We start from the raw sequence: 20,308 nt of genomic DNA on the forward strand, positions 1-20,308 counted from the left end.
CGCCGATACCCTCGGGACATGGTCAACCTCACCCGGATCTACACGCGCACCGGCGACGCCGGGGAGACCCGTCTCGGCGACATGAGCAGCACCTCGAAGACCGACCCGAGGCTCCAGGCCTACGCCGACGTCGACGAGGCGAACGCCCACCTCGGGCTCGCCCTCGCCCAGGGGGACCTGGACGCCGACGTCGTCACCCTGCTCACGCGGGTGCAGAACGACCTCTTCGACGTGGGCGCCGACTTCTGCACGCCGGTGGTCGCGGATCCGGAGTTCCCGCCGTTGCGCATCGAGCAGGAGTACGTCGACCGGCTCGAGGCGTGGTGCGACCACTACAACGAGGACCTGCCGAAGCTGCGGTCCTTCATCCTCAACGGCGGCACGCCCGGCGCCGCGCTCCTCCACGTCGCGCGGACCGTCGTCCGGCGTGCGGAGCGGTCGGCCTGGGCGGCGTACGAGGTCCACGGCGAGTCGATGAACGTGCTCGCGATCAAGTACCTCAACCGGCTCTCGGACCTGCTCTTCATCCTGGCCCGGCACGCCAACCGCGAGGACGGCGACGTGCTGTGGGTGCCCGGCGGGGAGCGGTGACCGTGGACGACACCCGCTTCTGGCAGCTGGTCGACCTGCTCGGCGGGACCGCCGACGAGCGGACCGTCCCGGTCCTGGAAGCCGACCTCGCCGCGTCCGGCGACGCCGAGGGCTTCCTGGACGCGCTGCAGGTCACGGTGGACGACCTGCTCGCGCGCTGCCCGGTGCCGGGCTCGCACGAGGGTGACACCGCCGAGTGGATCGCGGCAGCGGTCGTCGCCGCCGGACGGGAGACCTACGAGCGCACGATCGCCGCCGGGCTCCCCTCGACCCCGATGCCTGGCAGTGGATGGACGCGGAGCTCCTGCTGGTGGCCGGTCTCGAGGCGGAGCCCGATGACGTCCTGGGCGTCTGGCTGCAGTGGAAGAGCGCGCACGTCCCGGCCGACGTGACCACGGCGTGGACCCAGGGCGGCGACCTTCCTCCGGAGATGGAGGACGACCCGTCGTACGGCCGGGTCCCGACCGCCGACCCGGCCTGGGGCGAGGCCCTCGCGGTGCTGGCCGGGGACGGCGAGTTCCAGCGGCGACGGGACCTGATCGGCGACCGCGGCCTGCACGTGGTCGTCGGCGACGTCGACGAGTGGCTGCTGACCCCGTGGCCCTCGGAGGACGACGTCGAGCACGTCGTCCTGACGGTGCCGGCGGCCGCTGCCGTCGCGGCCGAGTCGCGCACCGAGTTCTACCTCGACGCGGTGGTCACGCTGGTGACGTCGACCCAGCAGCAGCTCGGGCTGGACGACTGACCCGTCAGGGTTCGACGAGACCCACCGGGGCCGGGGTCGCGTCGGTCTTCGGGGGCCGGGTCGCGAAGACCGCCAGCGCGGCCGGACCCATCAGCACCGCGATGGCCAGGAGCGCCTCGAGGGTGCCGACCCGATCACCGAGCTGGCCGAGGAACGGCGGGCCGGCGAGGAACGCGCCGTACCCGATCGTCGACACCACGCTGACCCGGGCGGCGGCGCGGACCGGGTCGTCGGCGGCGGCACTCATCCCGACCGGGAAGCCGAGTGACGCTCCCATGCCCCAGAGCACGATGCCGCCGACGACGACCGGCGTCCAGGAGCCGAAGACGACCAGCAGCACCCCGACGAAGGCCGCCACCGTGGTCGCCCACAGCACGGGTGCCCGACCGAACCGGTCGAGGGCGGGCGGGCCGAGGAGGCGCCCGGCGGTCATCGCGGTGACGAACAGCGAGAAGCCGGCGACGCCGACCCAGTGGGCGGTGCCGTAGCCGTCGACGATCGCCAGGGCCAGCCAGTCGTTGGCGCTGCCCTCGGTGAGGGCGAAGGCCAGCACCATCACGCCGATCGCCAGGGTGCGCGGCTCGAGCCAGGCGGAGCGGGCCTTCACCGGCGCCTCCTCCTCGACGGTCGGCGGCAGGAAGTGGCGGGCGGCGACGAGCACCGCACCGAGGGAGAGGACGACGACGGTCGAGACGTGGATCTCGAGGGGCACGTGGAGGGCCGCCATCGGCACGCTGAGCAGCGAGCCGGCGATCGTGCCGAAGCTGAAGCCGGCGTGGAAGCGCGGCATCACCGTGCGGCCGAGGCGGCGCTCGACCTCGGCGCCGTCGACGTTCATCGCGACGTCCCAGATGCCGGTGCCCACGCCGTAGAAGAACAGCCCGACCGCGGCCGTCGGGATCGCGGCGAAGACCCCGATGCTGATCGTCGCGAGGATGAGGCCGCACGTGCACGACAGCGCGCCGAGCCGGACGGCGCCGGCAGGGTCGATGCGGCCGATGATCCAGCCGGCGGACGGCAACGCGAGGATCGAGCCGAACGCCATCGCGAGGAGCAGCAGACCCAGCGACCCGTTGGTGAGGTCGAGGGTGCTGCGCACGTCGGGGACCCGCGAGACGAAGGACGCGAAGCAGAAGCCGTTCAGGATGAAGACGACGGCGACCGCGTTGCGGGCGGGGATCACGGCTGGCACCACCGCAGCCTTCCGGATCGTGCGGCTCTTCTCCAAGTTCACCCTCGGGCGGTCCCAAGCGGCGGGACGCAGGCTGCTCCTGACGAACCGACGACCACCTGCTCAGTAGCCGTACGTCGCTCGCTGCCCGCGGATCCAGTCCACGACCAGCGGGAGGTCCCACGACGCGGCGATCGCCAACGCGTCGTCCGCGTGCCGGGCAGCCAGGCCGACCTCCCCGGTGGCCGCGGCAGCCATGGCGAGGAACGCGTCGACCGGCCCGATCGCCAGCCCCGAGCCGGCCGTGCTGCACCAGCCGGCGTACGGCGCGACCAGCTCGTAGGCGCGCGCTGCGACCTGGGGGTCCCCGACGTGCAGGGCGATCTCGGCCGCCATGCTCCAGCTGAACAGCTCGACGTCGCTGCTCGCGTCGAGGGCGGCACCGTGCTCGGCGTAGTAGGCGCGCGCCCGCTCGTGCTCGCCGGCGCGCCAGAGATAGACCGCGACCGGGGCCGAGAAGGTCTGGCTCTCGCCGAGGCTCTCGAGCAGCGGCACCACCTCGGCGGCCCGCCCCTGCCACAGGCGCACGGCGAGCATCGCGCCGGCCATCGCCTCGTCGGCGTCGCTGTGGGACAGCTGCCGGTGCATGTCCGCGATCTCCGCCAGGAGCCGGTCGCACTCGTCGAAGCGGCCCGCCATCGCCAGCCACGGCAGCTCGACCCCGGCCAGGACCATCTCGGCGAAGGAGATCCGCAGCCGTCGGGCCTCGCTGCGCGCCAGCGCGACGGCGGCCCGCATCTCGTCGGCCCGGCCGAGCTCGTTGAGGACGACGGCCCGCAGCGTCGCGGAGACGAGGTGCGCGCGCTCGTTGCCGGTCTCCTCCGCGAGGCGCAGCGCCTCGTCGATCTGGCGCAGCCGCTCGGGTGCGGTGGCCGGCACCCACCGGGCCACGAACGCGACCTGGTGCGCCTCCATGAGCAGCGCGGGGTCCCCGACCCGGCGGGCCATCGCGACGCCCTCCTCCACGAGCGCGGTGCGCTCCTGCAGGGACGCGACGGCCTGGAGCTCGTTGGCGAGCGCCAACAGCGTGCGGCTGCGCAGCTCGCTGTCCTCCCGGGGCAGCCGCTCGAGGCTCCCCCGCAGCGCCGCCACCACGAGCTCGTTGACCTCGCCCGGGGGCGCCGAGGTCCACAGCGACCCGCGGGTGGTCGCGACCGCGGCCCAGGCGACGGCCTCGGGGTCACGCAGCCGCTTGCCGACCTCGATGGCCTCCTCGACGGCCCGCACGAGGTCCGGCAGCAGCGCCGACCAGCGGTAGGCCTCGACCAGGCCCATCAGCAGGTCGTAGCGGTCGCGCAGTCCCGCGGCCGGGTCACCCTCGAGCGACTTCAACGCACCCTCGAGCAGCTCGACGGCCTGGTCGTGGGCATGGAAGCGCCGGGCCAGCGACGCGGCGTCGACGGCCGAACGCCAGGCCCGGTCGGCGTACGACGGCCCGGCACCGCGCCAGTGCCGGGCCACCTCGGTTTCGCGTCCCGGCACGCCGGTGAGCGCCTCGGCGGCGCGCGCGTGCGCCCGGGCCTGACGGCTGGCGCTCAGACCGCCCCGCAACGTGTCGCGGACCAGCGCGTGCGCGAAGTAGAAGTGGTCGATGCCGTCCTCGCGGACCAGGCCGGCCGCCTGCGCGGGCTCGACCACGTCGAGCAGGTCGTCCTCGTCGATGCCGGTGATGGTCGCTAGGGTCGGGGTGTCGAACTCACGTCCGAGCACGGCCGCGGTGCGCAGCGTCGCGACGGTGCGCTCCGGCAGCCGCTGCAGCCGGCGGTTCAGCACGTCGGTGACCGCCGTCGGCAGCTGGTCCGGCTCCGGGGCACCGGTCCGGTCGCCGGCGAGCCGCGCGAACTCGACCAGGAAGAACGGATTGCCGTCGGTGCGCTGCCGCAGAGCGTCCGCCTCGGGGCCGGTCAGCGCACGGTTCGTGACGGCCTCGAAGACCGTCGCCGTGTCGTGGGCGGGCAGCCCCGCGAGCTCGACGCGCAGTGCGTGCATGCGGGCCAGCGCCTCGGCCACGTCGGCGAGCGCGCCGGCCGGCTGGGGATGCGCACGCCAGGTGGCGACGACGAGGAGCCGGGCTGCGTCGGTCGTCTCCACCAGCAGCCGCAGCACCCGCAGCGTGGAGGTGTCGGCCCAGTGCAGGTCGTCGAGCACGACCAGGGTCGTCTGCTCCTGCGCGGCCGCCCGGACCCCGCCGACGATCCGCTCCCACGCGCGGAACTGGCCGCCCTCGTCCTCACCCGACCCGTCGGCCGCGGCGTCGTCGTCCAGCAGGCTCATGCCGATGCCGTCGAGGACCGTCTTCCACGGCCACAGCGGTGGCGCGCCGTCGTCCTGGGAGCAGCGCCCGACGAGCACCCGGGCACCTCGGCGCCGGGCCTGGAGGACCAGCTCGGCGGCGAGCCGGGACTTGCCGATCCCGGGCTCGCCGGTGAGCACGGCGTACGACGGGGCGCCGCGCTCGGCCGCCGACAGCGCTCCGACGAGACCGGCGAGGTCGGCGTCGCGGCCGACCATCGGCCAGGGTGCCACCTGCTCGTCCGCTGGATGAGCGGACGACGTCGGGGGCGTGGTGGTCACGGGTGACGGCGTGGCGGCAGCCGCCGGGTCAGATCCGGATTCCGGTGGATCCCACGAGAGGGCGGGGTCCTGGCGCAGCACCGCGGTCTGGAGGTCGCGCAGCTCGGCCGACGGCTCCAGCCCGAGCTCCTCGTCGAGCAGCTCGCGCACCTGACGGAGGACGTCGAGCGCGTCCGCCTGGCGGCCCGACCGGGTCAGCGCGAGCGCGCGCAGCGCCCACAGTCGCTCCCGCAGGGGGTAAGCCGCGGTCAGCGCCTCGAGCTCGGCGGCGACCGTCGCGTGGTGCCCGAGCGCCAGGGACGCGACGGCCCGGTCCTCCAGGGCGACCAGCCGCAGCTCCTCGAGCCGCGCCCGCTCGGCGACCACCGACGACGCGTCCCCCAGCTCGGCGTACGGCTCGCCTCGCCAGCTGGCGAGGGCCTGGTCCAGCCGAGCCACCGCGGCGGTGATCTCGGCGGCGGTCAGCGGCGAGGGCCCGTGCGACGCCAGGGGCTGGAGGAGCCGGTGTGCCCCGGCGACCGCCTGCTCGAAGCGGTGCACGTCGACGCTCTCGTCCGGCACCCGGAGCGCATAGCCGGGCGCCACCGTGACCAGCACGGTGGCCGGCGCGCGGCGCTCGCGGTCCGGCTCGAGCACTCGGCGCAGCTGGGACACGTAGGCCTGGAGGGTCGCGGTCACCCCGGGCGGCGCGGCGTCCTCCCAGAGCAGCTCCACGATCGCGTCCACGGACACCGGCCAGCCCCGCGAGAGGGCGAGCGCCGCGACCAGCGCGCGCTGCTTGGGCGTGCCGAGGTCGACCGACTGACCGCCGAGCGTCACTTCGACCGGGCCGAGGACGGAGACCTCCACGCGAGGAGCATAGGGAGCCGCGCGGCCCTCGGCTGCAAGTCGGATCAAAGTCGTCTCCAAGTGCCGGTCGGCATGGTCGTCCCACCGATCGAACACGACACAGGAGTCGCCACCATGACCATCGAGCTCAACGCCGAGCCCACCACCGCCATCCCTGCCGCGCACGCCCTCCGGGGCCTCCTCGGTGGCCGGGTCCACCTCCCCGGAGACCCCGGGTACGACGCCGCCCGCCTTCCGTGGAACGTCGCCGTCGACCAGCGCCCCGCCGCCGTCGCCTTCCCGCGGTCCGCCGCCGAGGTCGCGACCGTGGTCCGGGTCGCCGCGTCGGCCGGCTTCCGGGTCGCCCCGCAGAGCACCGGCCACAACGCCGGTCCCCTGGCCGCGCAGGGCCTCGACGACGTCGTCCTCGTGCGCATGTCGGAGATGGCCACCGCGATCGCCGACCCGAACCGCGGCATCGTCCGGGTCGAGGGTGGCGCCATCTGGGAGCCCGCCGTCGACGCCGCGGCCGCCCACGGCAAGGCCGTCCTGCACGGCTCCTCCCCCGACGTCGGCATCGCCGGCTACTCCCTCGGCGGCGGCATCGGCTGGTTCGCCCGCAAGCACGGCCTCGCCACCAACAGCATCACCGCGGTCGAGCTGGTCGTCGCCGACGGCACCCTGGTTCGCGCGGACGCCACCACCAATGCCGAGCTCTTCTGGGCCGTCCGCGGTGGCGGCGGCAACTTCGGCATCGTCACGGCGCTGGAGTTCCAGATGTTCGACATCGAGACGGCGTACGCCGGCTTCCTCCTCTGGGACCTGGCCGACATCGAGCCCGTGCTGCGCGAGTGGGCCGCCTGGGCACCGGGGGCTCCCGACGAGATCACCACGTCGTTGCGCGCCATGCGGATCCCGGCGATGCCGGAGCTGCCGCCCTTCCTGAGCGGTCGCGAGCTGGTCATCATCGACGGCGCAGTCCTCGGCTCCGACGAGCGCGGCGAGCAGCTCCTCGCCGGGCTGCGCGCTCTCGACCCGGAGATGGACACCTTCGCGCGGGTGCCGGCCAAGTCGCTGGTCCGGCTGCACATGGACCCCGAGGGTGGCGCGCCGTTCGCCTCCGACAGCGCGATGCTCGCGTCGTTCCCCGGCGCCGCGGTCGACGCGTTCCTCGCCGAGGTCGGCCCGGGCCGCGAGAGCTCGCTGCTGATGGCCGAGCTGCGTCAGCTCGGTGGCGCCCTGGGCCGCCCGCACGAGGGTGGCGGCGTGCTCAACCGGCTGGACGCGCAGTTCGTGGCGTTCGCCGGCGGCATGGCGATCACGCCGGAGGTGGGCGCCGCCGCCCACGCCGACGCGGTCCGCCTGATGGAGGCGCTGGCGCCGTTCGCCAACGGTCGTCAGTACCTCAACTTCGCCGAGAACCCGGTCGACACCCGCTCGGCGTACTCCGCGGACGTGTGGACACAGCTCACCGGCATCCGCAGCGCCGTCGACCCGCACGGCACCTTCGCGGCCAACCACCCGGTGCCGCGGCTCTTCGAGAACGGAGCGCCCACCGCCTGACCGAACGCCGAGTCGGCGCCAGTTTCCCCTTCACCACAGCCGAGTCGGCGCCAGTTTCCGGAAACTGGCGCCGACTCGGCACCTAAGATCGGGAAACTGGCGCCGACTCGCGGCTAGCGCCGGTTCCAGTCGGTGCCGGGCGGGCCGGACTCGAGCCAGGACTGGAAGCCCATGAGCGAGGCCGGCGACATCGCCAGCTCGACGTTGCCGGCCGGGGTGGTGCAGACGATCACCACGTGGTCGGGGTAGAGCGACATCTGCTCGACGCCGGCCGAGTCGCGGCGCCCGGCGAACGTCAGCTCGGAGCGCAGCAGCACCCGCTTGGGGCGGGGCGAAAGCGAGAAGTAGCGGTACCACTCGAGCGACTCACCCGAGTAGCGGCCCAGCCCGAGAAGCCAACCGCGCCCAGGACGCGAGGTCCGGACGCGGAAGCTGAGCTCGAAGGCGCCGCCGTTGCGAGACAGCAGGCGCCGGCGGATGATCAGACAGAGGCCGTAGAGCAGGACGAGAGCGAGCAGCACGCCGACCGCGTCGAGCAGCCACTGCCACACCGGCATCCAAACCCTCCGTCCACCCCGTGCCCCATCAGTGGGGTCACCCTAGCGGGCGGGTGGACGGAGGATTCGGGCAGGTCAGGTCCGTTGGTCAGGAAGCCTTCTCGGCGGCGCGGATCCGGGCCTCGGCCCGCTTGACGCGCTCGTCGGCGTCGTCGCCGTCGGCGTCCGACTGCGCTGCCTCGAGCTCGGCCCGCGCCTCCTCCACGTTGATCTCGTGGGAGAGCGCGGCGAACTGCGACAGGATCGACACCCGGTTGTTGGCGACCGAGAGGAAGCCACCGTCGACGGCGGCGAACATCCGCTCACCGTCGACGGGCGAGATCTCCACGACACCGTCGGTCAGGAGCGAGAGCACCGGCGCGTGGTTGCGCAGGATGCCCAGGTCTCCGTCGACCGTCTTGGCCACCACGATCGTGGCCTGACCGGACCAGACGGTCCGGTCGGCCGCGACGAGCTCGACCTGCAGCTGGTCGGTGTCCGCCATCAGAGGCTCTTCTGGATCTCGGCCCACTTCTTCTCGACGTCGTCCAGACCGCCGCACATGAAGAAGGCCTGCTCGGCGACGTGGTCGTAGTCGCCGTCGGCGATCTTGTTGAACGCCTCGATCGTGTCGCCGATGGAGACCGTCGAACCCTCGATGCCGGTGAACTGCTTGGCGACGTAGGTGTTCTGCGACAGGAACCGCTGGATCCGGCGAGCGCGGGACACGATGATCTTGTCCTCTTCGGAGAGCTCGTCGACACCGAGGATCGCGATGATGTCCTGGAGCTCCTTGTTGCGCTGCAGGATCTGCTTCACGCGGATCGCGCAGTCGTAGTGAGCCTGCCCGATGTACTGGGCGTCCAGGATCCGCGACGTCGAGGTCAGCGGGTCGACGGCCGGGTAGATGCCCTGCGACGCGATGTCACGAGACAGCTCGGTCGTCGCGTCGAGGTGTGCGAACGTCGCAGCCGGGGCCGGGTCGGTGTAGTCGTCGGCCGGCACGTAGATCGCCTGCATCGAGGTGATCGAGTGACCACGCGTCGAGGTGATCCGCTCCTGGAGCGTGCCCATCTCGTCGGCGAGGTTCGGCTGGTAGCCCACCGCGGACGGCATCCGGCCGAGCAGCGTGGAGACCTCGGAGCCGGCCTGCGTGAAGCGGAAGATGTTGTCGATGAAGAGCAGCACGTCCTGGCCCTGCACGTCGCGGAAGTACTCCGCCATCGTCAGCGCGGACAGGGCGACCCGGAGGCGGGTGCCCGGCGGCTCGTCCATCTGGCCGAAGACGAGGGCGGTCTGGCCGATGACGCCGGCCTCCTCCATCTCGACGATGAGGTCGTTGCCCTCACGGGTGCGCTCACCGACACCGGCGAACACCGACACACCACCGTGGTCCTTGGCGACCCGCGCGATCATCTCCTGGATGAGCACGGTCTTGCCGACGCCGGCACCACCGAAGAGGCCGATCTTGCCGCCGAGGACGTACGGCGCGAGCAGGTCGATGACCTTGATGCCCGTCTCGAACATCTGGGTCTTGGACTCGAGCTGGTCGAACGCCGGCGCCTTGCGGTGGATGCCCCACCGCTCCTTGACGTCGAGCGTCTCGCCCTCCTCGAGGTTGAGGCACTCGCCGAGGGTGTTGAACACCTTGCCGAGCGTGCCGTCGCCGACGGGGACCGTGATCGGCCCGCCGGTGTCGGTCACCTGGGCGCCGCGGACCAGGCCGTCGGTCGGACGCAGCGAGATCGCGCGCACCATGCCGTCGCCGATGTGCTGGGCGACCTCGAGCGACAGCGTGGACGTCTCGCCGCCGAGCTCCAGCTGGGTCTCGAGCTTGTTGTACATGTCGGGCATCGAGTCCACGGGGAACTCGATGTCGACGACCGGGCCGATGACCCGAGCGATCCGGCCGACGCCAGCCGAGCCGGTCTCCGTGGTCTCTTCAACAGTGGCAGTCATGTCTCTCACTTCTCCGCTTAGTCTTGGCCGGCGTTGGCGTCGGCCAGCGCGTTGACGCCACCGACGATCTCGCTGATTTCCTGGGTGATACCGGCCTGACGGGCCTGGTTGGCGATCCGTGTGTACTTCTTGATGAGCTCGTCGGCGTTGTCCGTGGCGGACTTCATCGCCTTCTGGCGAGCCGCGAGCTCGGAAGCAGCGGCCTGCAGCAGGGCGAAGAAGATCCGGCTCTGGACGTACTGCGGAAGCAGCCCGTCCAGCACGGCCTCGGCCGACGGCTCGAACTCGTAGAGCGGCAGCACGTCGCCGTTGTCGGGCTTCTCCTCGCCCTCGACGACCTCGAGCGGCAGCAGCCGCACGTCGGTCGGCTCCTGGACGAGCATCGACCTGAACCGCGTGAACACCACGTGGACCTCGTCGACGGCGTTGGCCTCACCCTCGTCGGCGAGGAACGCCTCGATGAGGGTCCGGCCGATCTCGTGCGCGGCTTCGTACGACGGCTGGTCGGAGAACCCTGTCCACGTCTTCATGACGGGGCGCCCACGGAACTTGTAGTACGCCTCGCCCTTCCGGCCGCAGATGTAGGTGTCGATCTCCTTGCCCTCGCCCCGCAGCTTCTCGGCCAGACGCTCGGCCTCCTTGAGCACGCTCGAGGAGTAGGCGCCGGCGAGGCCGCGGTCGCTGGTGACGATGAGCACGGCGGCCTTCTTGGGGTCCTCCGGCTCCCGCGTCAGCGGGTGGTCGACGTTGGAGTACGTCGCCACGGCCGAGACCGCCCTGGTCAGCTCGCGGGCGTACGGCGCTGCCGACTGCGCCCGCTGCTGCGCCTTGATGATCCGGGACGCGGCGATGAGCTCCATGGCACGGGTGATCTTCTTCATCGACTCCGTCGACTTGATCCGTGCCCGGTACTCGCGCACCGATAGAGCCATGGGTCAGCCCCGCTTCTGCTTGACGATCTGCTCCTGCTCGACGTCCTGGTCCTCCAGGGCCTCGGCCTTGGGCTCGCTGCCGACCTTGATCGACCCGCCCTCGGACGTCTCGAACTGGTCCAGGAAGGAGTCGTAGGCACCCTCGAGCGACGACGCCGTGTCGTCCTCGAACTTCTGGGTCTCGCGGATCGTCGAGAGGATGCCGTCGTGCGAGCGGCGCAGGTAGTCGATGAACTCGCGCTCGAAGCGCAGCACGTCCTCGGTCGGCACCCGGTCGAGGCGACCGGTGGTGCCGATCCACAGCGAGACCGTCATCTCCTCGAGCGGGTACGGCGAGTACGCCGGCTGCTTGAGGAGCGCCATCAGGCGCTGACCACGGTCCAGCTGCTGACGCGACGCGGCGTCGAGGTCGGACGCGAACATCGCGAAGGCCTCCATCGCGCGGAACTGCGCGAGGTCGACCTTCAGCGAGCCGGTCACGGCCTTCATGGCCTTGGTCATGGCCGCGCCACCGACTCGGGACACCGACACACCGACGTCGATGGCCGGGCGCTGGTTGGCCGCGAACAGGTCGGACTGCAGGAAGATCTGGCCGTCGGTGATCGAGATGACGTTGGTCGGGATGTAGGCCGAGACGTCGTTGGCCTTGGTCTCGATGATCGGCAGGCCGGTCATCGAGCCCGCGCCCAGGTCGTCGGAGAGCTTGGCGCAGCGCTCGAGCAGGCGGCTGTGTAGGTAGAAGACGTCACCCGGGTAGGCCTCGCGACCCGGCGGGCGGCGCAGCAGCAGCGACACGGCGCGGTAGGCCTCGGCCTGCTTGGTGAGGTCGTCGAACACGATGAGGACGTGCTTGCCGTCGTACATCCACTGCTGGCCGATGGCCGAGCCGGTGTACGGCGCGAGGTACTTGAAGCCCGCGCTGTCCGACGCCGGCGACGCGACGATCGTGGTGTACTCCAGCGCGCCGGCCTCCTCGAGGGCGCCACGCACCGCGGCGATGGTCGAGCCCTTCTGACCGATGGCGACGTAGATGCAGCGGACCTGCTTCGTCGGGTCGCCCGACTCCCAGTTCTGCTTCTGGTTGATGATCGTGTCGATCGCGATGGTGGTCTTGCCCGTCGCGCGGTCGCCGATGATGAGCTGGCGCTGGCCGCGGCCGATCGGGGTCATCGCGTCGATGGCCTTGATGCCGGTGGCGAGCGGCTCGTGCACCGACTTGCGCTGCATCACGGTCGGGGCCTGGAGCTCGAGCGGACGGCGGACGTCGGACTCGATCTCGCCGAGACCGTCGATCGGGGTGCCGAGCGGGTCGACGACGCGACCCAGGAAGTTGTCACCGACAGGGACCGAGAGGATCTCGCCGGTACGGCGAACCGTCTGGCCCTCCTCGATCTTGTCGAAGTCACCGAGGACGACGACGCCGATCTCGCGGGTGTCGAGGTTCAGCGCGATGCCCAGAGTGCCGTCCTCGAACTCCAGCAGCTCGTTGGCCATCGCCGACGGGAGGCCGGTGACGCGAGCGATGCCGTCGCCGGCGGTCGCCACGGTGCCGACCTCTTCCTTGCCGGCCGCCTCGGGCTGGTAGTCGGCGACGTACTTCTGCAGTGCGTCGCGGATCTCCTCCGGACGGATCGAAAGCTCCGTCATCTTCGTCCCTACTCTCTTGTCTCTACTGAAGTCTGCGTTGTCTGTGACTGGGGCCGACCGGATGGTCAGCCGGCCAGCTTCCGGCGGGCGTCGTCGAGCCGGCTCGACACGGTTGCGTCGAACACGTCGTCGCCGATCTCGACGCGCATGCCGCCGATGACACTCGGGTCGACGATCTCGTTCAGGTGGATCTCACGGCCGTACTGCGCCTCCAGCGCCTTGCTGAGCCGCTGACGCTCGGCGTCACTCAAGGAGTGCACCACATGCACGGTGGCGACACCGGCGCCCTCGACCGATGCGGCGACCTGGCGGTAGTTCTCCAGGGCGGCCGTCATCGTGCGGTAGGTGCCCGCGAAGGCCTGCTTGACCAGGGTCAGCGTCGCCGGCAGCACCTTGCCGTCGAGCAGGGTGTCGGCCAGAACCGCCTTGTCCGCAGCCGAGCGCGCCGGGTTCGACAGCGCGTCGCGGAGGTCGGGGTTAGCGGTCACCATCTGGCCGATGGCGAAGATCTCGTCGGCCAGCTGGCCCGCCTTGTCGCCGACCGAGCGGACCAGCGTGATCTCGCTGAGACGCTCGAGGGAGTCGGGCAGGTCGTGGGTGCGGGTCCAGCGACGGGCGACGGCGCTGACGAGCAGCGACATCGTGACGTCGTCCACCTTGCCACCGAAGACCTGCTTGACCATGCCCTGCTTGGCCTCCGGCGCGAGCGACGCGTCGGTGGCGACGCGCCGCAGGGACGGCTCGGCACGCAGCAGCGAGGACACGGTGAACAGCTCCCCCGCGACCTTCTCCGCGTGGGACCCGGCCCTGAGGGCGTCGTCCAGCTCGGTCGTGAGCTCCGCGAGGGAGTCGGCCGATGCTCGGCGCAGATCCATCAGTTGGCGCCTTCCAGCTCCGCGAGGAAGCGGTCGACGACGCGGCTCTGGCGAGCCTCGTCCTCGAGGGACTCCCCGACGATGCGCCCGGCGAGCGTGGTCGCGAGCGTGCCGACCTCGGCACGCAGCGAGGCGACCGCGGCCTTGCGGTCCGCCTCGACCTGCGCGTGGGCGTGCTCGACGATGCGAGCAGCCTCGGTCTGAGCCTGCTCACGCATCTCCGCGATGATCGCCGCACCCTGCTCGCGGGCCTCTTCGCGGATCCGGGCCGCCTCGTGACGCGCGTCGGCGATCTGGGACTTGAACTCCTCCTCGGCCGCTTCGGCCTCGGACTTCGCCTCGTCGAGCTCGGCGAACTCGGCGCGGATCGCGTCCTGGCGGGCGGTCATCGCGCGGTTGATCGGCGGGATGACGTACTTGCCCAGCAGGAACAGCAGGATGCCGAACGCGATGAGCTCCACGAAGAACGTGCCGTTCGGGACCAGGAAGTTCTGCTCCATGGGAGTGATCGCAACGCTTGCCATCATGGGTTCCTTTGCTTCTGACCTGTGGACGGAGGGCTAGGGCCCTCGGTCAGGCTGCGCCGAGCACGAAGACGAACAGGGCCATGAACGCGAGGTTGATGAAGAACATCGCCTCGACCAGACCGACCGTCAGGAAGAAGATCGTCTGCAGGCGGCCCTGCGCCTCGGGCTGACGGGCCACGCCCTGGATGTACGACGAGCCAGCGAGGCCGTCACCGATACCAGCGCCGATGGCGCCACCGGCGAGGGCGATGCCACCGCCGACGAAGGCGCCGGCCAGCTTGACTGCGTCGGCGGTTGTCGTGTCTGCCATGTCTCTCCTTGGTTACGCACCGGGGGTCCGGTGCCTCTCTCTTACCTCTGTCGACGCCCTGACCCGGTGGGTCAGTGCGCTGGAACGGGGGTGGCCTCGTCGGAGACCGCGGCTGCCTCGGCAGCCTTCTTCTTGCGCTGCTCGTCCTCGTGCTCCTCGTGGCTCTCGTGCTCCTCGTGGCCGGCTCCGGCCATCGCGAAGTAGAGGACCGTCAGCAGCGCGAAGATGAACGCCTGGATGACACCGATGATGGCGTCGAACGCCTTCCACAGGATGTTCGGTGCCCACATGGCGTAGAGCGGGATCAGGCCGATCAGCGCCAGCATGATGCCGCCGGCGAAGATGTTGCCGAAGAGTCGGAGGGCGAGCGTGATCGGCTTGATCAGCTCCTCGAGGATGTTCAACGGCAGCAGCACCGGGAACGGCTCGAGGAAGTGCTTGAAGTAGCCCTTCACGCCCTTCTGGCGGATGCCGTAGGCCCACACGCTGACCATCGTGACCGCGGCCAGCGCGTAGGTCAGGTTGGTGTCGGCGGTGGGCGCCGGCAGCAGGTGGGTGTGCTCGTTGAGCTTGGTCGGGACCAGCTCGAGCCAGTTGGCGAACAGGATGAAGAAGAACAGCGAGATCGCGAGCGGCGCCACGAACGGGTGCACCTTGCCGAGGTTGTCCTCGACCTGCTTGTTGACCTCGCCGACCACGAGCTCCCACAGGATCTGCACCTTGGTGGGGACGTGGTCCTCGGTGTCCTTGGTGAGCGAGCGCGTGGCCCAGAAGCCGAGGATCAGCACGAGGACGCCGGCCACGAGGGTCGAGATGATCGTGTCGACGTTGAACGTCATCCCGAGGAACGTGCGCTCGACGTGGTGGCCGATCTTGATGTCCGCCATGGGAACCAGGCCGGTCATGGGTTCTTCAACTCCTTCAAGAGCGGGAGGGTCGTCATCACCAGGGCGATGAGCCGGAAGATGGCGAGGCCGAGGAGCAGCCCGATGCCGTCGGGCCAGAAGATCACGGCGAAGCCGACCGCGACCACCGTGAGCACCGCGAGGCGCATCACCGTGGAGACGATCATCTGGTTGCGCGTGGGGTTGGCCCCGGACGAGATGGTCTTGAGCAGCCAGTACTCGGTGACCAGGTGGTTGAGGAGCCCGAGGAACACACCGCCGGCGATGCAACCCGCGAGGCGCCACTCGCCGAGCTGGCCGGCGATCCAGAAGCTCGCGACCATCAGGGCGAGCGCCACCAGGCACGTCTTGCGCTGGTCACGCAGCACGCGCAGGAACGACGGCTTGCCCGTCGGCTGCGGCTCGGTGCTGGTCATCTGCTCTGTCCTGGGGTCGTGGTGCGAGATCGAGGTCATCGGACGCGCTCACCCCCGCAGGGCGGCACGAACCTTGAGCCAGAAGCCGACCGCGCCGGCGACGATGCCGAAACCGATGCCGACGAGGACACCGACCGGCGAGGAGCCGGCCGCGTCGTCGACGAGGTAGCCGATGACCATGCCGGCGATGACGGAACCCGCGAGGAGACCTCCGAGGCCCGCGAGGTCGCGACCACGCAATGCGTTGTCGGAGCTCTCATCGACCATTCACCCAAGTCGCTTTCGTCGTCAGCAGGCTTGTACGCACCGGTGCTGCGGCCACGGAGAGGGGCACGCAGGTTCACGTCCGGCGACGGCGCGAAACTACCACAGGCGGAGCGCGTGATCCCCGCCGGGATCACGGGGGTCCGGATGGTCGCGGTCGTCATGGTCGGCGGCCGTTCTCTCGTCGTCGCTGATGGGTGCTTGTGAAAACTAGCACAAGCGTCCGGGCCGCTTGAAACCGGCCCTCTGGACCACTCTCTCAGGCGTCCTCGCCGACCGGGTGAGGGGGCAGTGCCGGAGGCCGGTGGAGCTTCGGCAGCAGGAACGTCGTGCCGACGGTGAGCACCGCCATCGCGCTCACCGACACCCACATCCAGGGCTCGTTGTAGAGGCTCATCAGGACCGTACCGAAGGCGACCAGGGCGGCCCACATCCACATGATCAGCACCGCCCGGCGCTGGGAGTGCCCGATCTCGAGCAGCCGGTGGTGGAGGTGCTGCTTGTCCGGGGCGAACGGCGACCGTCCCGCGCGGGTCCGGCGTACGACGGCGAGCACCAGGTCGAGGATCGGCACGATGAGGATCGAGATCGGCAGCAGCAGGGGCAGCAGGGTCGGCAGGAAGCTGGCTCGGCTGCCGGCGCCGCCCTCGCTGATCTGGTCGGCGCCGAACTGCCCGGTCAACGTCACCGCGCTCGCGGACAGCACCAGGCCGATCAGCATCGAGCCGCTGTCACCCATGAAGAGCCGGGCGGGGTGGAAGTTGTGGGGCAGGAAGCCGAGGCACGCCCCGGCGAGCGACACGCTCAGCAGCGCCCCGGTCGTCGCCAGCGTCACCTTGTTGATGTTGGCGAGCTGGTAGCAGAAGACGAAGAACGCGATCGCGCCGATCCCGACCACGCCGGCCGCCAGGCCGTCGAGACCGTCGACGAAGTTCACCGCGTTGACGGTCGCCACCACCACGAAGCCGGTGAGCAACGCACCCTGGGCGGGGAGGAGCGCGAACTGCGTGGCGTCCGGCTGGGGGAAGAAGTAGAACTGGATGCCGAAGGCGATGAGGAAGCCGGCGGCCAGCACCTGGCCGCCGAGCTTGGTGAGGGCGTCCAGCTCGAAGAGGTCGTCGAGCACACCGACCGCGCAGATCAGCGCCCCGGCGATGAGCACGACGCCGGCGTCGCGGAAGACGAGCGGCCCGCTCAGGGAGAGGAACGGCAGCTCGCGGGCCACGACGTACGCCGCCACCAGGCCCCCGAGCATCGCGAGGCCGCCGAGGTAGGGGATCGGCACGGCGTGCACGTCGCGGTCGCGGACCTGCGCCACCGCGCCGGTGCGCAGCGCGATCTCGCGCGCGATCACCGTCAGCAGGTAGGTGACCGCGGCGGCGACGAGGAAGACGAGGAGGTACTCCCGCAAGGGCTAGCCCTCGTCCGTGAGCGTGGCGCCGAGGGGCTCGAGGACCTCGTTGAGCCTCTCCAGCGACAGGGCGCCGCGCCGCAGCACCCGGCCCTGGGCGCCGGTGACGTCGACGATCGTGGAGGCCTCGCCTCCCGGCGACTCCCCCGCGTCGATGATCAGGGCCACGTCGTCGCCGAGCATCTGCTCGGCCTGGTCGGCGTCGGTCGCGGCGGGCATCCCGGTCTTGTTGGCCGAGCTCACCGCGAGCGGGCCGGTGCGCTCGAGGAGCTCGCGGGTGAGGTCCAGGTCGGGCATCCGGACGGCGACGGTGCCGCGGGTGTCGCCGAGGTCCCACTGCAGGGACGACTGCTGGTGACAGACCAGGGTGAGGGGGCCGGGCCAGAAGGCCTCGATCAGGGCACGGGCGTAGCCCGGGACCCTGACCGCGAGCGCGTCGATGGTCGTGGCCGCGCTCACCAGCACCGGCGGCGGCATGTCGCGACCGCGGCCCTTGGCCAGGAGCAGGGCTCGCACGGCCGCCGGGTCGAAGGCATCGGCGCCGATGCCGTAGACGGTGTCGGTGGGCAGCACGATCAGCTCGCCTCGCTGGACGGCCAGGCTGGCGGCCTCGACCGCAGCCTCGCGCTCCTCGTCGGTGGTCGTGGGAAGACGCTCGCTCACATACCCCTCCTTGTCGGTGTCATCGTGCCAGTCGTGCCGTCGTGAAGCGTGCCCGACCTGCCAGGTCTTCATGGTCGCGTACGTCGGTCCAGCGGCCGGTCGCCGCGAAGACGCCCGGCGCGGACTCGCCCTGCACGTCGGCGTGCTCGAAGCCGACCACTGCCCCGGGGCGCAGGAGCAGGGCGGCGCGGCGCTCGAGCACCCGGATCGCGTCCAGGCCGTCGGCGCCGGAGAAGAGAGCGAGGTGCGGGTCGTGGTCGCGCGCCTCGGGGGCCACCGACTCCCAGGCGTCGAGCGGGATGTACGGCGGGTTGCAGGTCAGCACGTCGACCGTGCCGGCCAGGTCGTCGAAGGCCGTGGCCATGTCGCCCTGGCGCAGGTCGACGCCGGTGCCGGCGAGGTTGCGCTCCGCCCACGCGTGCGCCCCCTCGTCCAGCTCGACGGCGTGCACGACGGCGGCCGGGAGCTCGTCGGCGATCGCCTTGGCGATCGCCCCGGACCCGGTGCAGAGGTCGACGAGGACCGGGTGGTCCAGCGGGGTGGCCTGGTCGATCGCCCAGCCGGCGAGCAGCTCGGTCTCGGGACGGGGCACGAAGACGCCGGGACCGACGGCGAGCTCGACGTGGCGGAAGTACGCCGCGCCGGTGATGTGCTGGAGCGGCTCCCGCGCAGCACGGCGCTCGAGCAGCGCGTCGTACTCGTCGAGGGCCGAAGGGGCGATGTCCTCGACCAGCACCAGCTGCGACCGCGTGGTGCCGAGCACGTGGGCGAGCAGCTCGGCGGCGTCGTGCTCGGGGCTGGCCACGCCGGACTCGCTCAGCCGCGCGACCGCCGCCGCGAGCGCGGTTCGCCGCGAGCTCACTGTTCGGGGTCCCCGTTCGAAGCGGACCGACGGGAGCAGTCGAACGGGGTGGTCATTGCTCCAGCGCCTCGAGTCGGGTGGCCAGGTCGGCGTCGATGCAGGAGTCGAGCACCGGCTGGAGGTCGCCGTCGAGCACCTGGTCGAGGTTGTAGGCCTTGTAGCCGGTGCGGTGGTCGGAGATCCGGTTCTCCGGGTAGTTGTAGGTGCGGATCCGCTCGGAGCGGTCGACGGTCCGGACCTGGCTGCGCCGCGCGGCACCGGCCTCGGCGTCGGCCTTCTCCTGGGCGGCGGCGAGCAGCCGGGCCCGCAGGATCCGCATCGCCTGCTCGCGGTTCTGGAGCTGGCTCTTCTCGTTCTGGCAGCTGGCCACGATGCCCGTGGGCACGTGCGTGATCCGGACCGCGGAGTCGGTGGTGTTGACGCTCTGCCCGCCGGGCCCGCTGCTGCGGTAGACGTCGATGCGCAGGTCGTTCTCGTCGATCTGCACGTCGACCTGCTCTGCCTCGGGGAAGACCAGGACGCCCGCCGCGCTGGTGTGCACCCGACCCTGCGACTCGGTGACCGGCACCCGCTGGACCCGGTGCACGCCGCCCTCGAACTTCAGCTGGGCGTACGGCGCCTCGCCCGGCTCGGGCGTGCCCTTGGCCTTCACGGCGACCGTCACGGACTTGTAACCGCCCAGGTCGGACTCGGCGGCGTCGAGGATCTCGACCTTCCAGCCCCGCGCCTCGGCGTACCGGGTGTACATGCGCAGCAGGTCGCCGGCGAACAGCGCGGACTCCTCGCCGCCCTCCCCCGACTTCACCTCGAGGATGGCGTCCTTCTCGTCGGCCGGGTCGCGAGGCACCAGCAGCCTTCGGAGCCGCTCCTCGGCCTCGTGCTGCCGAGCCACGAGCGACTCGACCTCGTCGGCGAACGCGGTGTCCTCGTCGGCGAGCTCGCGGGCCGCTCCGAGGTCGTCCTCGAGCGCCTGGAGGTCGCGCCAGGCGCCGATGATCGACGACAGCACCGCGTAGCGCTGGTTGAGCTGCTTCGCGAGCCGGGCGTCGGCGTGGGTCTCGGGTGCGCCGAGCTGCTGCTCGAGCGCGGCGTGCTCGGCGAGCATGCTCTCGACGGCCTCGAACATGAGCTCTCCTCAGGACGGCTGGGACGGATGTGATGCTGGGTTTCGAGACACCGTGACAAATCACGAGCGCCGGTCCCCGCACGTGGCGGGGACCGGCGCTCGATCGAAGCTACTTCTGCGCGGAAGCGTCCTTCTTGGCGTAGCGGGCCTCGAAGCGGGCCACGCGGCCGCCGGTGTCGAGGATCTTCTGCTTGCCGGTGTAGAACGGGTGGCACTGCGAGCAGACGTCGGACTTGATGCTGCCGGACGTCACGGTGCTGCGGGTGACGAACGACGCGCCGCAGGTGCAGGTCACCTGGGTGTCGACGTACTCGGGGTGGATGTCCTTCTTCATGGTGTCCTC

The 20,308-nt window shown here is 71.1% G+C and carries 22 protein-coding genes; 4 read left to right on the top strand and 18 right to left on the bottom strand.

Annotation, left to right across the window (positions count from 1 at the left end; all coding sequences use genetic code 11):
• The first annotated feature begins 18 nt into the window (after window positions 1-18).
• From PD653B2_RS13850 to PD653B2_RS13860, 3 genes are read left to right on the top strand one after another with little or no spacing between them, the layout of a single operon-like run.
• Window positions 19-591, top strand: coding sequence for a cob(I)yrinic acid a,c-diamide adenosyltransferase (locus PD653B2_RS13850; protein ID WP_085872976.1), 573 nt, complete (start codon window positions 19-21; stop codon window positions 589-591).
• 2 nt (window positions 592-593) lie between these two features.
• Window positions 594-983 carry a hypothetical protein gene (locus tag PD653B2_RS13855; protein WP_133059071.1) on the top strand — a complete coding sequence of 130 codons (390 nt, stop codon included), beginning with the start codon at window positions 594-596 and terminating at the stop codon, window positions 981-983.
• Window positions 881-1,336, top strand: a complete 456-nt coding sequence (locus tag PD653B2_RS13860) for a hypothetical protein (RefSeq protein ID WP_133059072.1) — start codon at window positions 881-883, stop codon at window positions 1,334-1,336. Before PD653B2_RS13855 ends, PD653B2_RS13860 begins: the two co-directional genes overlap by 103 nt.
• Window positions 1,337-1,340: 4 nt before the next feature.
• Here the strand turns inward: PD653B2_RS13860 and PD653B2_RS13865 are convergent, their stop codons facing one another.
• A complete protein-coding gene (locus PD653B2_RS13865; protein WP_085873097.1) occupies window positions 1,341-2,528 on the bottom strand; it encodes an MFS transporter in 1,188 nt (395 codons plus the stop codon).
• Between the two features lie 102 nt (window positions 2,529-2,630).
• A complete protein-coding gene (locus PD653B2_RS13870) occupies window positions 2,631-5,990 on the bottom strand; it encodes a BTAD domain-containing putative transcriptional regulator (RefSeq protein ID WP_165763474.1) in 3,360 nt (1,119 codons plus the stop codon).
• A gap of 114 nt (window positions 5,991-6,104) precedes the next feature.
• On the opposite strand from PD653B2_RS13870, the gene PD653B2_RS13875 reads away from it, so the two are divergent.
• Window positions 6,105-7,532: an FAD-binding oxidoreductase gene (locus PD653B2_RS13875; RefSeq protein ID WP_085873098.1), complete on the top strand. Its 1,428-nt coding sequence runs from the start codon at window positions 6,105-6,107 to the stop codon at window positions 7,530-7,532.
• A gap of 113 nt (window positions 7,533-7,645) precedes the next feature.
• On the opposite strand, the gene PD653B2_RS13880 is transcribed toward PD653B2_RS13875, so the two are convergent.
• From PD653B2_RS13880 to rpmE, 16 genes are all read right to left on the bottom strand, one after another.
• A complete protein-coding gene (locus PD653B2_RS13880) occupies window positions 7,646-8,089 on the bottom strand; it encodes a DUF2550 domain-containing protein (RefSeq protein ID WP_085872980.1) in 444 nt (147 codons plus the stop codon).
• Between the two features lie 88 nt (window positions 8,090-8,177).
• Window positions 8,178-8,573, bottom strand: a complete 396-nt coding sequence (locus PD653B2_RS13885; protein ID WP_085872981.1) for a F0F1 ATP synthase subunit epsilon — start codon at window positions 8,571-8,573, stop codon at window positions 8,178-8,180.
• Entirely contained in the window at window positions 8,573-10,027 is a 1,455-nt protein-coding gene (atpD, locus tag PD653B2_RS13890; protein ID WP_085872982.1) for a F0F1 ATP synthase subunit beta, read from the bottom strand. The genes PD653B2_RS13885 and atpD overlap by 1 nt, the downstream gene beginning before the upstream one ends.
• Before the next feature lie 17 nt (window positions 10,028-10,044).
• Complete coding sequence (locus tag PD653B2_RS13895) at window positions 10,045-10,959, bottom strand: F0F1 ATP synthase subunit gamma (protein WP_085872983.1); 915 nt, start codon at window positions 10,957-10,959, stop codon at window positions 10,045-10,047.
• A 3-nt stretch (window positions 10,960-10,962) separates the two neighbouring features.
• Entirely contained in the window at window positions 10,963-12,606 is a 1,644-nt protein-coding gene (gene atpA, locus PD653B2_RS13900; protein WP_085872984.1) for a F0F1 ATP synthase subunit alpha, read from the bottom strand.
• Window positions 12,607-12,671: 65 nt separating this feature from the next.
• The gene (locus tag PD653B2_RS13905) at window positions 12,672-13,481 is read right to left on the bottom strand and encodes a F0F1 ATP synthase subunit delta (protein ID WP_085872985.1); all 810 of its coding nucleotides are present in this window, start codon (window positions 13,479-13,481) and stop codon (window positions 12,672-12,674) included.
• The gene (locus tag PD653B2_RS13910; protein WP_085872986.1) at window positions 13,481-14,005 is read right to left on the bottom strand and encodes a F0F1 ATP synthase subunit B; all 525 of its coding nucleotides are present in this window, start codon (window positions 14,003-14,005) and stop codon (window positions 13,481-13,483) included. The genes PD653B2_RS13905 and PD653B2_RS13910 overlap by 1 nt, the downstream gene beginning before the upstream one ends.
• 49 nt (window positions 14,006-14,054) lie before the next feature.
• On the bottom strand, window positions 14,055-14,318 hold the full coding sequence (locus PD653B2_RS13915; protein ID WP_085872987.1) for a F0F1 ATP synthase subunit C: 264 nt from the start codon (window positions 14,316-14,318) through the stop codon (window positions 14,055-14,057).
• 71 nt (window positions 14,319-14,389) lie between these two features.
• Window positions 14,390-15,223: a F0F1 ATP synthase subunit A gene (gene atpB / locus PD653B2_RS13920; protein WP_085872988.1), complete on the bottom strand. Its 834-nt coding sequence runs from the start codon at window positions 15,221-15,223 to the stop codon at window positions 14,390-14,392.
• The gene (locus tag PD653B2_RS13925) at window positions 15,220-15,639 is read right to left on the bottom strand and encodes a hypothetical protein (protein WP_133059074.1); all 420 of its coding nucleotides are present in this window, start codon (window positions 15,637-15,639) and stop codon (window positions 15,220-15,222) included. The genes atpB and PD653B2_RS13925 overlap by 4 nt, the downstream gene beginning before the upstream one ends.
• 48 nt (window positions 15,640-15,687) lie before the next feature.
• Window positions 15,688-15,906, bottom strand: a complete 219-nt coding sequence (locus PD653B2_RS13930; protein ID WP_085872990.1) for an AtpZ/AtpI family protein — start codon at window positions 15,904-15,906, stop codon at window positions 15,688-15,690.
• A 256-nt stretch (window positions 15,907-16,162) separates the two neighbouring features.
• A complete protein-coding gene (locus PD653B2_RS13935; RefSeq protein ID WP_085872991.1) occupies window positions 16,163-17,314 on the bottom strand; it encodes an MraY family glycosyltransferase in 1,152 nt (383 codons plus the stop codon).
• A 3-nt stretch (window positions 17,315-17,317) separates the two neighbouring features.
• Window positions 17,318-17,977 (bottom strand): L-threonylcarbamoyladenylate synthase, encoded by a 660-nt coding sequence (locus tag PD653B2_RS13940; protein ID WP_085872992.1) that lies wholly within the window; start codon window positions 17,975-17,977, stop codon window positions 17,318-17,320.
• Between the two features lie 19 nt (window positions 17,978-17,996).
• Entirely contained in the window at window positions 17,997-18,839 is an 843-nt protein-coding gene (gene prmC, locus PD653B2_RS13945; RefSeq protein ID WP_085872993.1) for a peptide chain release factor N(5)-glutamine methyltransferase, read from the bottom strand.
• A 52-nt stretch (window positions 18,840-18,891) separates the two neighbouring features.
• On the bottom strand, window positions 18,892-19,965 hold the full coding sequence (gene prfA / locus PD653B2_RS13950) for a peptide chain release factor 1 (RefSeq protein ID WP_085872994.1): 1,074 nt from the start codon (window positions 19,963-19,965) through the stop codon (window positions 18,892-18,894).
• A 109-nt stretch (window positions 19,966-20,074) separates the two neighbouring features.
• Entirely contained in the window at window positions 20,075-20,299 is a 225-nt protein-coding gene (gene rpmE / locus PD653B2_RS13955; protein ID WP_085872995.1) for a 50S ribosomal protein L31, read from the bottom strand.
• Window positions 20,300-20,308 lie beyond the last annotated feature (9 nt).

Origin of the sequence: Nocardioides sp. PD653-B2, assembly GCF_002117935.1 — a bacterium.
In the GTDB taxonomy this organism is placed as follows: Bacteria; Actinomycetota; Actinomycetes; order Propionibacteriales; family Nocardioidaceae; genus Nocardioides.